The sequence below is a fragment of the Moraxella sp. CTOTU48841 genome, from assembly GCF_032061225.1.
GTDB classification, from domain to species: domain Bacteria; phylum Pseudomonadota; class Gammaproteobacteria; order Pseudomonadales; family Moraxellaceae; genus Faucicola; species Faucicola cinerea.
This window is the reverse complement of sequence record NZ_DAMBFQ010000001.1, coordinates 594,824-611,456: the sequence shown is the minus strand read 5'-3', so window position 1 is coordinate 611,456 and position 16,633 is coordinate 594,824. Positions and strand designations below refer to the sequence as shown.

The 16,633-nt window shown below is 43.3% G+C and carries 17 protein-coding genes and 1 other RNA gene; 7 read left to right on the top strand and 11 right to left on the bottom strand.

What is annotated here, in order from left to right; translation table 11 throughout:
* Positions 1-200: 200 nt before the first annotated feature.
* Positions 201-1,076 (bottom strand): rhomboid family intramembrane serine protease, encoded by an 876-nt coding sequence (locus tag RT034_RS02705; protein WP_313013268.1) that lies wholly within the window; start codon positions 1,074-1,076, stop codon positions 201-203.
* 245 nt (positions 1,077-1,321) lie between these two features.
* Here RT034_RS02705 and RT034_RS02700 point away from each other — a divergent pair, with 245 nt between their 5' ends.
* Both RT034_RS02700 and RT034_RS02695 read left to right on the top strand, forming a co-directional pair.
* Positions 1,322-2,002, top strand: a complete 681-nt coding sequence (locus tag RT034_RS02700) for an alpha/beta fold hydrolase (protein ID WP_313013264.1) — start codon at positions 1,322-1,324, stop codon at positions 2,000-2,002.
* Between the two features lie 197 nt (positions 2,003-2,199).
* Positions 2,200-3,369 carry an extracellular solute-binding protein gene (locus RT034_RS02695; protein ID WP_313013261.1) on the top strand — a complete coding sequence of 390 codons (1,170 nt, stop codon included), beginning with the start codon at positions 2,200-2,202 and terminating at the stop codon, positions 3,367-3,369.
* On the opposite strand, the gene RT034_RS02690 is transcribed toward RT034_RS02695, so the two are convergent.
* The gene (locus RT034_RS02690) at positions 3,366-4,157 is read right to left on the bottom strand and encodes a methyltransferase domain-containing protein (RefSeq protein ID WP_313013257.1); all 792 of its coding nucleotides are present in this window, start codon (positions 4,155-4,157) and stop codon (positions 3,366-3,368) included. The genes RT034_RS02695 and RT034_RS02690 overlap by 4 nt on opposite strands.
* Positions 4,154-4,624 (bottom strand): SsrA-binding protein SmpB, encoded by a 471-nt coding sequence (smpB, locus tag RT034_RS02685; protein ID WP_007115442.1) that lies wholly within the window; start codon positions 4,622-4,624, stop codon positions 4,154-4,156. The genes RT034_RS02690 and smpB overlap by 4 nt, the downstream gene beginning before the upstream one ends.
* A 420-nt stretch (positions 4,625-5,044) precedes the next feature.
* On the opposite strand from smpB, the gene coaD reads away from it, so the two are divergent.
* From coaD to rnpB, 4 genes are all read left to right on the top strand, one after another.
* A complete protein-coding gene (gene coaD / locus RT034_RS02680) occupies positions 5,045-5,569 on the top strand; it encodes a pantetheine-phosphate adenylyltransferase (protein ID WP_219298921.1) in 525 nt (174 codons plus the stop codon).
* A gap of 43 nt (positions 5,570-5,612) precedes the next feature.
* Positions 5,613-5,876: a YfhL family 4Fe-4S dicluster ferredoxin gene (locus tag RT034_RS02675; RefSeq protein ID WP_313013250.1), complete on the top strand. Its 264-nt coding sequence runs from the start codon at positions 5,613-5,615 to the stop codon at positions 5,874-5,876.
* A gap of 49 nt (positions 5,877-5,925) precedes the next feature.
* The gene (locus tag RT034_RS02670) at positions 5,926-6,339 is read left to right on the top strand and encodes a PaaI family thioesterase (protein WP_007115445.1); all 414 of its coding nucleotides are present in this window, start codon (positions 5,926-5,928) and stop codon (positions 6,337-6,339) included.
* Between the two features lie 28 nt (positions 6,340-6,367).
* An RNA gene (gene rnpB, locus RT034_RS02665) (RNase P RNA component class A) lies at positions 6,368-6,722 on the top strand.
* Positions 6,723-6,819: 97 nt separating this feature from the next.
* On the opposite strand, the gene RT034_RS02660 is transcribed toward rnpB, so the two are convergent.
* The 8 genes from RT034_RS02660 to hemB all read right to left on the bottom strand — a co-directional run bounded on the left by RT034_RS02660 (position 6,820) and on the right by hemB (position 15,827).
* Positions 6,820-7,326 carry a BLUF domain-containing protein gene (locus RT034_RS02660; RefSeq protein ID WP_313013247.1) on the bottom strand — a complete coding sequence of 169 codons (507 nt, stop codon included), beginning with the start codon at positions 7,324-7,326 and terminating at the stop codon, positions 6,820-6,822.
* 274 nt (positions 7,327-7,600) lie between these two features.
* Positions 7,601-8,497, bottom strand: a complete 897-nt coding sequence (gene argB, locus RT034_RS02655; RefSeq protein ID WP_313013244.1) for an acetylglutamate kinase — start codon at positions 8,495-8,497, stop codon at positions 7,601-7,603.
* Positions 8,498-8,558: 61 nt separating this feature from the next.
* The gene (locus RT034_RS02650; protein ID WP_313013241.1) at positions 8,559-10,127 is read right to left on the bottom strand and encodes a phosphomannomutase/phosphoglucomutase; all 1,569 of its coding nucleotides are present in this window, start codon (positions 10,125-10,127) and stop codon (positions 8,559-8,561) included.
* Positions 10,128-10,239: 112 nt separating this feature from the next.
* On the bottom strand, positions 10,240-10,704 hold the full coding sequence (gene dut / locus RT034_RS02645) for a dUTP diphosphatase (RefSeq protein ID WP_313013239.1): 465 nt from the start codon (positions 10,702-10,704) through the stop codon (positions 10,240-10,242).
* Between the two features lie 195 nt (positions 10,705-10,899).
* The gene (locus RT034_RS02640) at positions 10,900-11,469 is read right to left on the bottom strand and encodes a porin family protein (protein WP_313013238.1); all 570 of its coding nucleotides are present in this window, start codon (positions 11,467-11,469) and stop codon (positions 10,900-10,902) included.
* 445 nt (positions 11,470-11,914) lie between these two features.
* Positions 11,915-13,954, bottom strand: a complete 2,040-nt coding sequence (locus RT034_RS02635; protein WP_313013236.1) for a UvrD-helicase domain-containing protein — start codon at positions 13,952-13,954, stop codon at positions 11,915-11,917.
* A 208-nt stretch (positions 13,955-14,162) separates the two neighbouring features.
* Positions 14,163-14,378, bottom strand: coding sequence for a hypothetical protein (locus RT034_RS02630; protein ID WP_313013233.1), 216 nt, complete (start codon positions 14,376-14,378; stop codon positions 14,163-14,165).
* 444 nt (positions 14,379-14,822) lie between these two features.
* Positions 14,823-15,827, bottom strand: a complete 1,005-nt coding sequence (gene hemB, locus RT034_RS02625; protein WP_313013231.1) for a porphobilinogen synthase — start codon at positions 15,825-15,827, stop codon at positions 14,823-14,825.
* Positions 15,828-15,977: 150 nt separating this feature from the next.
* On the opposite strand from hemB, the gene RT034_RS02620 reads away from it, so the two are divergent.
* A complete protein-coding gene (locus RT034_RS02620; protein WP_313013229.1) occupies positions 15,978-16,586 on the top strand; it encodes a thioesterase family protein in 609 nt (202 codons plus the stop codon).
* The last annotated feature ends 47 nt before the right edge of the window (positions 16,587-16,633 follow it).

The following is a 16,633-nucleotide window of genomic DNA, read 5'->3' as shown; positions in this document are numbered from 1 at the left end:
AAGGCGTTGGCGATAGAATTGATAAAGTCGTCTTTCTTGATGACGGTCATTGGCTAGTCCTTTTCACTGGCTAAATAGTGGCGCTATTATAGCATTGTCCCTTGCTAGATTGGCAAACAAGATCGGCAAAAGGGCGCAGGAATAAGCGTTTTAAACGGTTAACCCCTAAAATTTTTATCCCATTAAAAAATTATTAACAGTTAATGGATGATACTTGGCAAGGTAGTATTTAACAATTGCATAAAATTGGTATGTAACCACCAGTAAATACCGATAAAGAGCACTGTTAAAATCATATAGCTAGAACGGACAATTTTGCCCGATAAGGCATGGGAAGAGGGTGGTGTTGATTGATGACTAGTAATGCCAGAAATTTCACTATTTGCTAAAGTATTGGGTTGCCAAGGCACGCCACCGGCTTTATGGGCGAATAGCTGCTGCTGGCGGATAGCGCGATACTGCATGACGTACACCATACCCAGCAAGCCACCTATCATTGCACCGCCCACATGACTGGCATTATCGATACCGCCCACCAAAAAACCATAGCTCAAATTAATCGCCATGACTATCAGTAACGAGCGAAAATTTAACGCAAAATTATTAAACGATGTTTTGGTTAGCGCTGTCACCAATAGCGCCATCCCAATGCCCATGATACCACCTGACGCACCAGCACTAATAATCGGCGGCTCACCTGCCATCACGCTATGCAAGCCCAAATAGTTATTCAATAGATTGCCGCCAACCCCTGACAACAAAAACAACGCTAAAAAATTGACAGCGCCAAACATCCGCTCAGCCACTTGTCCAAAATAATATAAAGCAAACATATTAAACAGCAAATGCATAAAACCAATATGCAAAAACAGACTGGTCACCAATCGCCACGGCGCTTCACCCAGCGAAAAGGGTAAAAAATTGGCACCCCAAGCAATTAACGATTGGTTGGTGGGGTTGGTCGGATTGACGCCAAAAAATAGCTGTAAGGCAAAAACCCCAATACAAATTACCACCAACGCCAACGTGATAGGGTAGTATTGTAAAGCTTGTTGGATTGGGGACTGAAATGCCATAGCGCGCCTTATGTAAACCAATTTAAGTGTAAGCCAATTTAAGCCAAAATTTCAAAAGAAAAAAGCCTGTATAAAATCATTATCATCAATCCACAAACCGCAATTATAGTATGAAATGGTAACAATGTTTTGCAAATCCGTCGGGGCAACCGAGAAAATGATAAGCTAAGCGGGCGGCATTTTCGCCAAATTTTTAGCATCATAGATAAAAATTACAGATACAAATCATAAATACAAAAGGCTGTATGATAAAACGCCAATCCAAACCGCTTGTCATCCTCATTCATGGCTTGCACATGCATGCCTGGGCGATGCGACCACTTGCCAAAAAACTCACCAAACTTGGATACGAGTGTCACAGGTTCGGGTATTTTAGCGTCGCGCATAATCTTGCCAATCATAGCCGCCGTTTGCACCGCTGGCTTACCAGATATGAAAAAGCGGGTGTGCCTATTTATTTGGTCGGTCATAGTCTTGGTGGGCTGGTTATTCGAGACTTTCTGCAGCGCTACCCACAGTGGCAGATTACGCGCTGTGTGACACTTGGCACGCCGCATAATGGTAGCATCAGTGCCAATAACATCGTCAAAATCCTGCCCAAATTCGTCGGTCGCTCGTATCTGCAGGGGCTAGATGGCAGTGCGCCGGCACTCAACGATGAAGTACAGCTAGGTAGTATTGCGGGGATTCGTTCGGTGGGGCTTGGCAAAGTGGTATTACCCCGTAACCGTGAGCTTGCCAAGCTTGAGCCGCATCTACAGCCCAATGACGGCACGGTATTTGTGCATGAAACCCAGCTTGCCGCTGCCAAAGACCATATCATCGTCAATGCGTCCCATACGGGACTCTTGATAAATGATGAAGTAGCGATGCAAATCCATCATTTTTTGCAACAAGGGCATTTTTTGCATACAAAAAATTGTTGAGACAAAATAGGATTAAAAACCCGTCAATTCAAAGTTTTTTTAAGAATTATGTTGGGGCAAAATGCTATAATCATCCAAAGTTTTTTAGACGCTGTATTGAGCGATGATGTATTTAGCCATCATCCATTGAGCGATGGTCAGGCAAAGCTGTTGAAGAAGGTTAAGCTGTGTTGAAAGCAAGTGATATGATGTGTTGTATGATAGGTCATAAGGTGCGTACCAATGTCAATGCGCAATCATCAGCCATCAGTGCTTTGTTAATTGCCTTGGTGAGTATATCGGGTGCGTTAACTGCCTGTAGTCCGTCATCGACGCCGCCATCCCCAACGTCGCAATCGGCTTCGAGCACCGCTTCGAGCGCTAATGGCAATAATGCCAATAATACCAATGCGACACCAAATGCAAGTATTGCGAGTGCGACTGCAGCAGTGCCTAATCAACTCACGATTTACACCTCCATTGACAAAGCGGCGCTTGAGCCGTTATTAACTAGCTATGCTAGGCAAATCAATGTGCCGATTCATATCGTGCAAGATGAGCCAATGTCAATTTTGGCACGGTTGAAATCAGAAGGTGCCAATAGCCCTGCGGATGTGATTTTGACTGAAGATGCGGGTATTTTTAGTACCGCAGTCGAAGAAGGGTTGTTACAACCCTTTAATGCCGAAAAAGCAGTGGCGCATGTCCCAGAGCGTTACCGTGATCCTGATGGCAATTGGATTGCGTTATCGAGCTACGCGCGTACTGCGGTGTATGATAGTCGTGTACTCCATACCAATGATATCTCAAGCTATGCCGACTTGTCTAAATTAAAATGGTCACAAAAACTGTGCCTAAGCCAAGGCAAATACATCCCTAATCAGTCACTGGTTGTCAATCTCATCAATAATCTGGGCGATAAACGCACCCAAGAAGTGATGCAAGGCTGGCTTGCCAATCTAAGCATGCCCGTGCTGCTTGATGACAGTGAAGTGCTAAAGGCCATAGAAAGCGGTAAATGCCAAATCGGTCTGGTCAACAGCAACCACTACGGACGCTATCTGCAAGCGCATCCCGATACCCCGATTAAAATCAAATGGATCAATAAGGGCTACGGCGGCGTCAGTACCAACATTACAGGGGTTGCCATTCCCCATGCCGCCAAGCATACCGAGTTGGCGCTGGGGCTGATTGAATGGCTCGCTGCCAAAGAGCAGCAATCGCTGTATGCCAGTTTAAGTAACACCTTTCCGATTGACCCCAATGCCGAAGCCTCAGTATTACTCAAATCTTGGGGGGATATCGAAGTCAGCCCGATACCTGTGAGATTTTATGGCGAAAGACAAGCGCTGGCAGTCGATTCCATGCAGCAAGCGGGTTATTACTAATTAGCTTTGCTCACCAAAAAATGCAAATAACGCCCTAGCCATTTATATGGGTCTTGCCCGCTATAGGCGACTTCCATATCAATCACCGCTTGTGGATTGGTATGCCCACCACGCTTGAGCGGTGAGTAATCATGAAACACCCGTAACCCTGAGGTATGCAAGATTTGGTAGTGATGGTCATTAATCCAAGCAATCACCTCATCTTTTGCCACTGGGTGATTGGGCGTCAAACTGCCGTTATCGGCTTTAAAATCTTTGTTATTTAGTAGATTAAAATTGCCCATCACCAAGTTACGATACGCAAAGCTAGCAGGGTTATAAAAACACAGCGATAGCACCCCTTTTTCAGCGCCATCATCGACAAGCCACCGATCGAAAAAATCCATAATTAGCTTTGGCTCAGCCAACCACTCAAGCACGGCATGGCACAGGATTAAATCATATTTGCCCGTTAATTTATCATCCAATTGCTGATAAGGGCAAGTATGCCAGGTGATATTTTGTGCCGCCTCGCCTGCGTTTTGTTTGGCAATTTCAAGCATATTGGCAGAGATGTCATTGATGGTGACGTCATGCCCGTCTTTGGCAAGTTCGATACTGATTTGCGCCAAGCCTGCACCTACATCCAATACGCGAAGGGGTCGGTTGTGTGTCTGTTGCCATGATTTTACCCAACCAAAAATATCATGGCGCAGCACGGCAAGGCGAATTTGACCTTTTAAGCCGCCGTATATTTTTTTTTCAAAATGCGCGCTGATGTCATCAAAATTGCGGTCTTGGTTCATCATACAAGATTTTTCAGTCCGCGTTGTTTTTCGCGTTGATAATCACGCTCTTTTAAGGTAGCGCGTTTATCGTGTAGTTTTTTACCCTTAGCAAGGGCAATTTCGCATTTGACGCGTCCATGACTCCAGTACACTTTAAGCGCTACACAAGTATGACCTTTTTGGTTGACCATGCCAAAGAGCTTATCAATCTCGCGGCGGTGCAGCAGTAGCTTACGGGTACGAAGGGGGTCAGCGACAATGTGAGTCGATGCCGATAACAGCGGCTGAATATGCGCGCCAAACAAAAAGGCTTCACCATCTCTAAAAATCACATAGCTTTCGGTGATACGCATTTTACCTGCACGGATGGATTTGACTTCCCAGCCGAGTAGCTCAAGCCCCGCTTCAAAGCTTTCTTCAATAAAGTATTCGTGACGCGCTTTTTTGTTGCTAGCAATCAGGCTAGGCATTTTTGGTTTTTTAGTCATTTAGGTTTCCTTACTGCAACATCGCGGACGTACCCAATGCTGCACAGCGTGTTTTAATCATCTTATTGCCATAATCTTATTACAAGAATCAGGTTGCCATAAGTCAGTATGACAAGCCGTTTAATATGGCGATAAATCCCAATAAATCAATTCTTGGGTTTTGATTACTAAGTTTAAGTTTTTGATTATTGGGCTTTGGATTACTAAGTTTTTAATTGCTAGGCTTTACCCTAAGTTTTAATTAAGCTTTGGGTAAAATGCTGCAAAGCTGTCATGATAACACGCTAAACACAAATTGATAGTGAGATTTGATTGTTAATTGGGGTCAAATTTTGCTAGGATTAGCAACAAACTAGCAATCTTTGTTTTAATCATATTGTTAGCGCCAAATAGCGCATTATTTATCATAAAGAGACAGCCATGTCAGCAGCCAGCCAGCCAATTGCAACCCCTTATACTAAAATTATCTATCCGGGTACATTTGACCCGATTACCAAAGGGCACCTTGATTTGATTAAGCGCGCTTGCCGCCTGTTTGATGAGGTGATTGTCGCGGTGGCGATTGGTCATCATAAAAAACCGCTATTTACTTTAGAGGAACGGATTGGACTGGTAGAAAAAGCCTGTCATGATAAAGATTTGAGCAATATATCTGTGATTGGCTTTGATGGGTTATTGGTGGATTTGGCAAAAAATCAACAAGCCACAGGTGTACTGCGTGGATTGCGGGCGATGTCAGATTTTGAGTATGAATTTCAGCTCGCCAATCTCAATCGTGAACTAGACCCAAACTTTGAAGCGGTGTTTTTGACCCCATCGCAGCAATATTCTTTTATCTCCTCAACGCTGGTGCGCGAAATTGGCAAATTAGACGGTGATGTGAGTAAATTTGTACCGCCGTGTGTCGAAGAGGCATTTGAACGAAAAAAACAACAGGGTTGGTAAGTCGTGGTAAAATAAACGTTTCTTGGTAAACGTTTTAAAAGCTATGGCATTAATAATCACTGATGAATGTATCAACTGCGATGTCTGCGAGCCCCTGTGCCCCAACGATGCAATTTATGTGGGCGAGTTGATTTATGAAATTGACCCTGCGCTGTGTACCGAGTGTGTCGGTCATTTTGATGAGCCGCAGTGTTCGCTGTTTTGTCCCGTACCTGATTGTATCCCAAGAGATCCCAACTATTTGGAGACGCCAGCGCAGTTGATGCTCAAATTTGAGCGCATCACCCAAACTAAAACCAGTCAATAAATTTTATAACCGCTATTTTTAACAACGCTATTGTAGATAAGGAATGTCTATGCCCGCCAATAAAGCAGAACTGAGCGCTTTTCTAAAGCAATCTTTCCCCCAAGCCAACTGCCACATCGAATCGGTGGGTAACGGTCAAGCCATTGTATCCCATCCTATCGGTGACGATGAGTTACGACCGGGTGGTACGGTATCAGGGCCTGTAATGATGAAAGTGGCGGATGTTGCGCTATATGTGGCTATTTTGGGCGAAATCGGTATCGTGCCATTGGCAGTGACTACCAATCTTAATGTGTCTTTTCTGCGAAAACCCTCTGCACAAGCCAACCTTATCGCCAAATGCCAGCTTATCAAAGTCGGGCGCACGCTTGCGGTAGGCGATGTATTGATTTATTCAGAAGGTGATGACAGACCTGTGGCGCATGCAGTCGGTACGTATGCGTTGCCTGCTGACCGTGACTAAATAGATAAAGCCTGTTATAATGCTTGCCTTGGCAGACCAGACGAACGCTGCTTGCCCCTGTTTACAGTGGGTAAGGGGAGGAAAGTCCGGGCTACACAGGGCAGAGTGCCAGCTAACGGCTGGGGGGCGTAAGCCTACGACAAGTGCAGCAGAGAGTAGACCGCCTTAGCAATAAGGTAAGGGTGAAAGGGTGGGGTAAGAGCCCACCGCGTGACTGGTAACAGTTCATGGCAAGGTAAACTCCACTCGTAGCAAGACCAAATAGGTGTCCGTATGGCGTTGCCCGCGTTGGACACGGGTAGGTTGCTTGAGCGTATTGGTAACGATACGCCTAGATGAATGTTCGTCCTAGACAGAACCCGGCTTATCGGTTTGCCATGCTTATTTTAATCAACCTATTGTTATCAATAGGTTTTTTATTTTTACGCGTGGCAATAATATCGTTTTAACTTTCCGATTTAGTAGATTTGAAATTCGTCATTAACCTTGAAACGGCAGGGTGAAATTTCGGATACGCATAAAGCGTTTACTAAACAGTGATTTGATAGGTTTTTGCGGCGTGAGGTAAGTGATTCTTTGCTCTGACATGATATCAATCAGCTTAACGACTTCTTGCATGCCCCAACTATATACATCAAATGATTCTATAAAAGCATGATGTTTAAAGGCATAGGAATGCTTGGATAAATCAAAACAACCCATAAACCAGTTGTCAAATATGGTATTTGAAATATAGCCTTGACCAATGATTTTGATATGGGTGTGGCGATCATCTTGTTTTAACTCATGAAGTAAGTTTGCACACGCTAACTCATCGCCTTCATAATACTGAAAAAATTTACCCGCATCGTACAGCAAAAAACCAGTGATACCAGAGCTGGTATTGTTTTTGATAGATTGGTTCAGAATTTGGGTAAACGAATGTTGATTCAACGCCGCAGTCAGCGTTATCTCACTACAATAAGCCATAAAATATTTTTGTGACATCCCAACAGTCCTTGGTAAGTGGTACGTGAATATGAATTCCAAATAATTGCTATTATCTGCTACAGCCGCTTGCAACATTATATAAATTTGCAAATTAAAATAGTCATGATAGTCAATATTAGAAAAAATACCAATTACATTTGTGTTGTAATTCTAAAATCTATCCTATATTTGACCCATATCATGAGCGAAAAAAAACCGCCTCAATCAGCGGTTTATTAACCCAAAAGCAACCCAAAAACCACTCAGAAACATAAGTAACGCAAAAGTTACTTCAAGGATGGCGGCTGATGAGAGTACCAACGCCTTTATCGGTAAAGACCTCTAGCAAGGTCGCATGCGGGACGCGACCATCGACAATCACCGCACTTTTTACCCCGTTTTTTACTGCTTCTAGCGCATAGCTGATTTTTGGAATCATGCCGCCAGAGATAGTGCCATCGGCAATCATCTCATCCACCTTGCTAGGGGTAAGCCCTGTAGCAACATTGCCTTCTTTATCAAGCACCCCTTTGATGTTGGTGAGTAAAATCAGTTTTTCCGCAAGCATGAACTCAGCGACTTTCCCCGCCACCACATCGGCATTGATATTGTAAGTATTGCCTTCATCATCCACCCCAAGCGGTGCGATGACAGGAATAAAGTTAGAGGCAATCATCAAGTCAATCACATCACGATTGATGCTGACCACATCTCCCACAAATCCCAAGTCAATTTGTTGTGGGTTGCCTTGCTCATCCGTTTTGGTCATGGGTAATTTTTTAGCGCGAATGAGACTGGCATCTTTACCGGTTAAGCCAATAGCACGACCACCGTGTTTGTTGATGAGATTGACGATAGATTTGTTGACACTACCTCCAAGTACCATTTCCACCACATCCATGGTGGGTTTGTCGGTCACTCGCATGCCATCAATGCGGTCAGAGCTACGCCCCAATTCTTTAAGTAAGTTATCGACTTGTGGACCGCCGCCATGGACCACCACAGGATGAATGCCGACGGTCTTTAACATGACGATATCTCTGGCAAAAGAACTCTCTAATATCGGATCGGTCATGGCATTGCCGCCGTATTTGACCACCATCACTTTATCTTCAAAACGCTGGATGTAGGGTAGTGCTTCGGTCAACACGTCAGCGGTATGCATGGCTTGCTCAAGATCTAATGCCATTTCAAATCCTTATATAATTTTGCTAGAGACGTTTTTTAAAATGCGATTTTACAAGCGGTGTTTATACAGGCTGAATTTGTGCGACTTGCTCGGCAAGGTTGTCATCAATCGTACGGCATAAGTCAACAAAAATAGATTGAATATGCCGCAGCTCAGCAACGTCATTGGCAGAAAAACGCACGGTCAAAAAACTGCCCGTATTTGACTTGCGTAAAATACCAAATCCCTCCGCAAAATCCAAGCGTAACCCATCAATCGTATTGACATTTTTGACCGCAAATGAGGATTTTAACCGTTTAAACGGCTTTTTCCCCAGTGCCGTGATACGAGCAATCACGGTTTGACCATAATGGTTATCCGCAATAGGTAAGTACATATCCGCCGTACTAATGCAAGTGGGCAAACTCGCTAGGATATCAGTGAGGCTGATAGGGTGATGGCTTAACCAATTGAGCAAGCGGGCAGCCGCGTACATGGCATCGTCATGCAGCACAAAATAACCATCGTTAAAAATAAAATGCCCTGATAACTCACCTGCAAAAATCGCGTTGTCTGATTTGTTTTGTAGCGACTTTCGCATCAAGCTACTGCCAGTTTTGGTCATCATTGGGGTGGCGCCATGCGAAGCGATGAGACTGGGCACATGATGCGAGCATTTGACATCAAAAATGACTTTTTTAGCAGTTGATGTATGCGCACTGGGCAATTCTTCAATGGCAATGCGAGAGAGTAGATAAAGCAAATTGTCAGGGCTAATCATCTGACCCTGTGCATCAATTACCATCACCCGATCGCCATCACCATCAAAAGCCAAGCCAATATCTGAGCCTGTAGCTTTGACTGTTTGAGCTAACTGCGTCAAGCGATTGGACTGCGTAGGGTCTGGGTTGCCTTGGGGAAAATTGCCATCGGGGGAGGCATTTAGCATGATGCAACAATAGCCAAGCTCGCTAAATAGAGCCTCTGCAAAATCACTGGTCGCACCATGCATACAGTCGATGACAATTTGCTGGGGTGCATGAAAATAACTAATTTGAGTGAGTTTGGCTTGATTGATGTGAGCAAAAGCCTGCTCGATAGCCTGGATATAAGTTGCAAAAAAATCCTTGGGCGTTGAATAAGTAGTTTGCCTGATAGCAGCAATAAGCCTGTCATCAGGCACCATGGCTTTGTAGCCAATTAAAGCTTCATAAAGCCGCTGCACATCATCACCGCTTGGCGACTCATGATTGATAAGCCATTTAATGCCATTGATATGTTTTTGCGAATGGCTAGCGGTGACCATCAGCCCATTACCGGAAAATTGCTGTGCCATAAATGCCATCATCGGTGTGGTTGTCAGTCCCAACCACTGCACTACTAGACCTGCTTGCTGGCAAGCATACGCCATATATTTGGCAATTTCTTGGCTTTGGTGGCGAGCATCGTACCCGATGACAACTGTAGGCTTGTTCACCGCTAACGTTGGCGTTGTTGCTGTCGTTTGGTGAGCATAGACAAAAAGCTCGGCAAACGCCCTTGCCAATGACCAGACAAAATCATCGGTAAATAAGGTGACATCACCACGAATATCATAAGCTTTAAAGAGAGATTTTTGCGGAAAAAAAGGATGAATAAACAGAGTATCCATAAAAAAAACATCTAACTGACTCTATACTACCAAAATCATAGCATTGAAATTTGGCAAAATAATTAAATACTCTGTTATAAATTGTTAAAAAAAAATGAGAAAACGGTAACAATTAATGGGTGCCTGTAGAACCAAAACCGCTTTCACCGCGTACACTGATATCAGAAAATTCGCCGACAATTTCAAAGGTTGGACGTGCAATCGGCACCACCAAGTACTGCGCCATTTTCTCGCCTGGTTGTAAGACATAATCGGTTTGGCTACGGTTCCAGATAGAGACCATTAATTCGCCTTGGTAATCAGCATCAATCACGCCCGTCAGATTACCGAGGACGATACCATGCTTATGCCCAAGCCCAGAGCGCGGCATGATAAAGCCGACATAATCAGGGTCTTGAATATAGATAGCGAGTCCTGTACCAATCAATTGGCTTTCACCAGATTTTATGGTGATGGGCTCATCGATACAAGCGCGCAAATCTATGCCCGCCGAGCCGTCTGTCGCGCGATGAGGTAGGGGAAATTTATCGTCATTACCAATTTTGGGGTTTAAAATCTTGACTTGTACTTGCTTCATGCTTACCAACTTATCTTGAATTTATAAAAAAATGTAACAAACCACTATATTATAAACCTAAATGGCACGATACTGAGCGAATATCAAAGTAAGTTTTCTTAACCAAAAAGAAAAAAACAAAAAGAGAAACCAAAAAAAAGAGCAGCCATAAGCTACTCTTTTGTATTGATATCCAGTATTCATCTATCAATTCAATTAGAATTTATAGTGAGCACCGACAGTGACTAAGTCTGAATCCACTGAAACATTGTTTGTTACGTCAACTGAAGGCAGACGTGTATATTCAGCTTCTACAGATGCATTTGGTGAAAGGTTATAACCTAAACCGACACCACCTGCAAGACCTGACTCATCATATTTATCATCACCATCATCAACTTGGGTTTGCGCAATACCTAATTTACCTTTGGCGTAAACATTCGATGCTGGAAATTGGTACTTATAAGTACCATATAGACCCGCAGTGTTAGTGCTAATTTCACCTACTTTCGTACCGCTAACTTTTAGATCTTCTTCTGAAGAATCTACATATTCAACTTCTGCACCAAAGTTAGGGGTAAAATTATAACCTGCATACACACCATAAGCTGTTTGGTTGTCAGCATCAAGACGGTCAATATCAGTATTAAATTGACCCGCTTTGACACCTACATAGGGTTGACCGGTGTAGCCAACAGTATTGGTTTGGTAAAGTGCAGCATTTGCACCTGCAGTCACAACTGTACCTGCAATTAAAGCTAGAAGGGTTTTATTTAAAGTTTTCATCGTCTTCTCCTTCAGAAGTTTTTTGAAAAGTATCACAACAAGCCATGTAAAATTTTAGTTAAGTTCATTTGAATATTAGCTATGTAACTAGTTGCTATTCAGCGTTATTAGTTCACCCTGATTAACCAACCAGTTATTGCCCTGCTTGTTTTGTTAAAGCCATCATAACAAAATAAATTTAGATTACTGTCTGTGTTTAACAGGTCGGACGTTAAGTTATGAAATGAAATTTGCCAAAAAGGTAACTAAGCTACCTATTTGAAATTTTTTGTTACATCTCCTATCAAACACCTGTTTTCTAAGAAATATTTAGTTACATTTACGTGGGTGTTTGGCTCAAATATTTGTCATACAGGCTGTTTTTCAATAAAAAAAGGGCTTAAAGTTACCTTTTTTGCCCTTTTTTTTACGCCTTTTCTTCTACGCCGTTTTTTTTATCAAGTAATTATTTAGCGGCTTTGCTTTTGAGTAACGCCTGGATATTGGCCAAATAATCCTCTGCGGTTTTCTTGGGTTGGTGGGCTGCCGCTGATTTTTTCATGCCAGGGGCATCGATATGTTCTGCCGGCAATTCGTCGATAAATCGGCTAGGGGTGGTGGTTTTCATTTGACCGCCTGCACGGCGCTGGGCAGCCATCGTCATGGTCAGCTCTTTACGGGCACGGGTAATCCCCACATACATCAAACGTCGTTCTTCCTCGATGGATTCAGCAATAATGGAGTTTTTATGCGGTAATAACTCTTCTTCAAGTCCCATGATATAGACATAATCAAACTCAAGCCCTTTAGCGGCGTGTAGCGTCATCAGATTGACTTTATTGGTATTTTCCTCTTCCTGCTGCTGTTCTAGCATATCAAGTAACACAAGCTTACGAATAACTGCATCAATGGTGCGATCATCGTCATCATCCGCGCGATTGATCAGGTTTTGGATACTGGCGTAAAGCGTCTCGATATTATCAATACGAACTTTTTCTTGCTGTGGGGTTTTTGCTTCGCTTCGTACCAAATCGATATAGCCAGTTTCATCAATCATTTGCTTGACCAGCGGCACGGGGTCGGGATGCTGGTATAGCTCTTGGGTGTAACGCTCAATAAAATCAGCAAATTCTTTAAGCTCGCCACTGGCTTTTTTGGGTAACACATGCGTCAGTCCACTATGACCACTTGCCATCAAGAGTGAGACTTGGTGTTCTTGGGCAAATAATCCGAGCTTTTCAAGGCTGGCAGGTCCAAGCCCACGTTTTGGGGTATTGATAATGCGTAAAAAGGCACTGTCATCTTCAGAATTTAGAATCAAGCGCAAATAGCTCATAATGTCTTTGATTTCACTACGGGCAAAGAACGACGTGCCGCCTGATAACTTATAAGGAATTTGCAGCTGACGTAGCTGTGCTTCCAACATACGCGCTTGAAAGTTACTACGATAAAGTACCGCATAATCTTGCCATTCGTTGGCATTGCGAAGTTTGTGGGTGATGATTTCTTTGGCAACGCGCTCTGCTTCATCATCATCGTTACGACAATTGATGATGCGAATCAGCTCGCCATGCCCTTTATCTGACCATAATTTTTTTTCAAATAAATGCTCATTATTGGTAATCACTGAGTTGGCAGCGTGCAAAATACGCGACGTAGAGCGATAGTTTTGCTCAAGCTTAACCACTTTTAATTTGGGAAAATCCTCTTGCAGCAGTGCCATGTTTTCAGGTTTTGCCCCACGCCATGCATAGATGGATTGGTCATCATCACCCACCACCGTAAAACGCGGCTGCACGCCAACGAGCAGTTTAATCAATTCATATTGCGCGGTATTGGTGTCTTGGTATTCATCTACCAGTAGATAGCGTATGCGATTTTGCCATTTGTCACGTACTTGGCTATTTTCTTGCAATAGCCGTGTTGGCATTACAATTAAGTCATCAAAATCCACCGCATTGTAGGCACGTAGGTTACGCTCGTAGAGTTGATACAGCGTTGCAAACAGCATATCTTCAGGGTCGGTCAGCGTATCCGCTGCTTTTTCAGGGGGGATGAGGTCGTTTTTCCAATCCGAAATCATTTTGATAGCTTTACCGACCAATTCGCGGCTCTCGGCACCGCTCATGTTGTCTCGCACCATCAAATCCATCAACAGCCGCTTGCTATCTTCGGCATCCATGATGGAAAAATTGCCTTTAAGCGGCGTATGCAATAACTCGTAACGTAAAAACTGCAAGCCAAATTGGTGAAAAGTCGAGACAGTTAAACCTTTGGTTTTGTCACTTGGCAATAATTTTTGCACACGGGCTTTCATCTCGCGAGCTGCTTTGTTGGTAAAGGTGACCGCAGTGATACGCTCGGCTGGCATTTGACATTCTTCAATCAGATAAGCGATTTTACGAGTAATCACCGATGTTTTACCCGAACCTGCACCTGCCAGTACCAGCAAGGGTCCAGAGACATATTGCATGGCTTCTTGTTGGCGAGGGTTTAATTGGCTCATAGTCGCTTCCACCGTTAATAAAAGTTGCTCAGTAAAAAATGGACAATCGACTATTATAGTCTAAAGCGCAAAAGATAAGGACATAGTTGGCGGTAAAATTTTGAGAAATAATCCGTGCAACAATCGATAAGCCAGTAGTCATCAATTGCTGACATAAAAAAAAAGATGCGGAATCGCATCTTATATCAATTGAACTAATAACAAGATATTAATTATGGGTAGACAACCCCACCTGTTGGCTCGGCTGATTTAAGGTACTAACAACCGCATCAGTCGGACTTATCGATGGCTGAGTATCTGTTGTCAAATCGGCAGAAAGTTTAAAGCTGAGTGCCAAAAATGACATCATAGCTACTGCCATCATGGCGTTTTTGATTGGGCTATTAGAAATCGAACTATTAGAAATTGGTTCATTACTCATCATCTTATCCTCGATTAATCAGCTAGCAGATACCACTCTCGTCTTTTATTTGTTATTAACCCGATTATCTGCTTATTTTTTTCAAAAATATAATGCCAAAAAGTAATCAATTATTACAAAACGCTAAAAATAATGCCAAAAAAGGCAAGTCCAAAATTAGTAAGCTTAATCAATAGGGGTAAATAAGAGTGTGCATTTTGTTTTAGCTTCTTTACTTTCACTTATTGTGCATGAAATTGACTGATTAACTAAGTTTATATTTAGTAAATAAATGGATAAAAAAATAATTAAAGTTAACAGATTTGTTATTCTGTATGACATTAAGTAAGTTTTTATAAGGCTCCTTATAGTGCTCGATGCTTTTAAGTTAATAAATGTAACATCAAAAAAAGGCGACACTGATTGATAAACCAGTGTCGCCTTTAGTTTTAATCAAACTTTAGAACATTATTGATTGAGCTGCTTGGCGGCTGTCATTGCAAAATAAGTTAAGATACCATCGGCACCTGCACGGCGAAACCCTAACAGTGATTCCAAAATAACGTCCTCGCTTAACCAGCCGTTTTGTATCGCCGCCATGTGCATGGCATATTCACCTGATACTTGATACGCATAAGTCGGCACGCCAAACGTGTCTTTGACTTCGCGTACCAAATCAAGGTAAGGCTGACCTGGTTTGACCATTACCATGTCCGCGCCTTCTTGGATGTCAAGGGCGACTTCATGCAGGGCTTCGGCGCGATTACCAAAATCCATTTGGTATTGTTTTTTGTGTCCGCCTTTAAGGTTGCCTGCGCTGCCGACGGCATCACGAAACGGTCCATAATAGGCAGACGCGTATTTGGCAGAATACGCCATAATCGCCGTGTTAATAAAATTTTCTCCATCCAATGCTTGACGAAGCGCGGCAATACGCCCATCCATCATATCGCTTGGTGAGATGATGTCTGCGCCTGCACGGGCATGGCTTAAGGCTTGTTTGGCGAGGATGTCAACGGTAATGTCATTGAGTACGTAGCCATTGTCGTCGACAATACCGTCTTGACCATGACTGGTATAGGGGTCGAGTGCCACATCGGTCATTACCACCATCTCAGGTAGGGCGTCTTTAATTGCTTTGATAGCAGTGCAGGCAAGACCGTTCTCATCATAGGCGTGTTCAGCCTGTAGCGATTTGAGGCTTGGGCTAATGACAGGGAACAAATCAATGGTGGTGACGCCTAGACTGAGTAGTTGCTTGGCATACTCAATTAGCAAGTCTACGCTCAAACGCTCAACGCCTGGCATGCTTGCCACAGCTTGGCGCTGCTGTTTACCCTCAATGACAAACACGGGCGCAATCAGATGCTTGGGTTCAATGCTGGTTTCTTGCACCATGGCGCGGATATTGTCGTTGTAACGTAGGCGACGTAAGCGAGTATTGGGGAATGAACGGTTAAAAATATAACTCATAAAAACCTCTTATTATCGAGTGACACTTATTATTAAGTAACGTTATCAAGTAACGCAGAAATTGTATAAGGATAAATAAGCAAAATTTGCTAGAATGATAATTTTTTAAAAAGCTATCTTAACACAATCTACTTACGCATGGAGGGCGCCGTGAGTTTAAACCCTGTAAATGCCAATCAATTAGCTGCTCAGTCATCGACTGAAAGCACTAACATGACTGACACGACGTCTAAAGAAAATGACGAGCATTCTGATTTGGCAAACGAGTCGCAACTGCAGCTCAATGAAGACAGTGAGCATCACGCCATCAGCAAACCTAGTATTGATGTGCTAGGGCAGCAGCTCGCCAACATCATGTCCCAAAGCCCATTTGTGGCGCATACCTTTACTACCTATCATTATGAAGATGGCAAAGTATATGGTAAGGTCAAGTCTAATCCCGCCCTCATCGGCAATCCAAATTTTGAGATTTTGCATGGCGGTATGACAGCGACGCTATTAGATACCATTGGCGGGCTTGAAGGCATGCTTGAAATCTATCGTCGTGACCAAGGCACATTTGAAGAGCAGACCAAAAAAATCAAACGCATGGCAACCGTCGATTTGCGCGTCGATTATCTAGCCCCCGGTCGCGGTCATGAGTTTATGGTCACAGCCGAAGTGATTCGTATGGGACGCAAAGGCTGTACCACGCGGATGATGTTGGTCAATGATGAAGGAAAGCTCATCGCGCATGGCATCGCCAGTTATGCATTTTAAAACAGCCATTTATAGTAAAAAACCCACAATGATGTGGGTTTTTTACT

Bases quoted from the DNA above. Each gene is read 5' to 3' on its own strand.
- RT034_RS02705 (WP_313013268.1), bottom strand. From the start codon at position 1,076: ATGGCATTTCAGTCCCCAATCCAACAAGCTTTACAATACTACCCTATC.
- RT034_RS02700 (WP_313013264.1), top strand. From the start codon at position 1,322: ATGATAAAACGCCAATCCAAACCGCTTGTCATCCTCATTCATGGCTTG.
- RT034_RS02695 (WP_313013261.1), top strand. From the start codon at position 2,200: ATGATAGGTCATAAGGTGCGTACCAATGTCAATGCGCAATCATCAGCC.
- RT034_RS02690 (WP_313013257.1), bottom strand. From the start codon at position 4,157: ATGATGAACCAAGACCGCAATTTTGATGACATCAGCGCGCATTTTGAA.
- smpB (WP_007115442.1), bottom strand. From the start codon at position 4,624: ATGACTAAAAAACCAAAAATGCCTAGCCTGATTGCTAGCAACAAAAAA.
- coaD (WP_219298921.1), top strand. From the start codon at position 5,045: ATGTCAGCAGCCAGCCAGCCAATTGCAACCCCTTATACTAAAATTATC.
- RT034_RS02675 (WP_313013250.1), top strand. From the start codon at position 5,613: ATGGCATTAATAATCACTGATGAATGTATCAACTGCGATGTCTGCGAG.
- RT034_RS02670 (WP_007115445.1), top strand. From the start codon at position 5,926: ATGCCCGCCAATAAAGCAGAACTGAGCGCTTTTCTAAAGCAATCTTTC.
- RT034_RS02660 (WP_313013247.1), bottom strand. From the start codon at position 7,326: ATGTCACAAAAATATTTTATGGCTTATTGTAGTGAGATAACGCTGACT.
- argB (WP_313013244.1), bottom strand. From the start codon at position 8,497: ATGGCATTAGATCTTGAGCAAGCCATGCATACCGCTGACGTGTTGACC.
- RT034_RS02650 (WP_313013241.1), bottom strand. From the start codon at position 10,127: ATGGATACTCTGTTTATTCATCCTTTTTTTCCGCAAAAATCTCTCTTT.
- dut (WP_313013239.1), bottom strand. From the start codon at position 10,704: ATGAAGCAAGTACAAGTCAAGATTTTAAACCCCAAAATTGGTAATGAC.
- RT034_RS02640 (WP_313013238.1), bottom strand. From the start codon at position 11,469: ATGAAAACTTTAAATAAAACCCTTCTAGCTTTAATTGCAGGTACAGTT.
- RT034_RS02635 (WP_313013236.1), bottom strand. From the start codon at position 13,954: ATGAGCCAATTAAACCCTCGCCAACAAGAAGCCATGCAATATGTCTCT.
- RT034_RS02630 (WP_313013233.1), bottom strand. From the start codon at position 14,378: ATGATGAGTAATGAACCAATTTCTAATAGTTCGATTTCTAATAGCCCA.
- hemB (WP_313013231.1), bottom strand. From the start codon at position 15,827: ATGAGTTATATTTTTAACCGTTCATTCCCCAATACTCGCTTACGTCGC.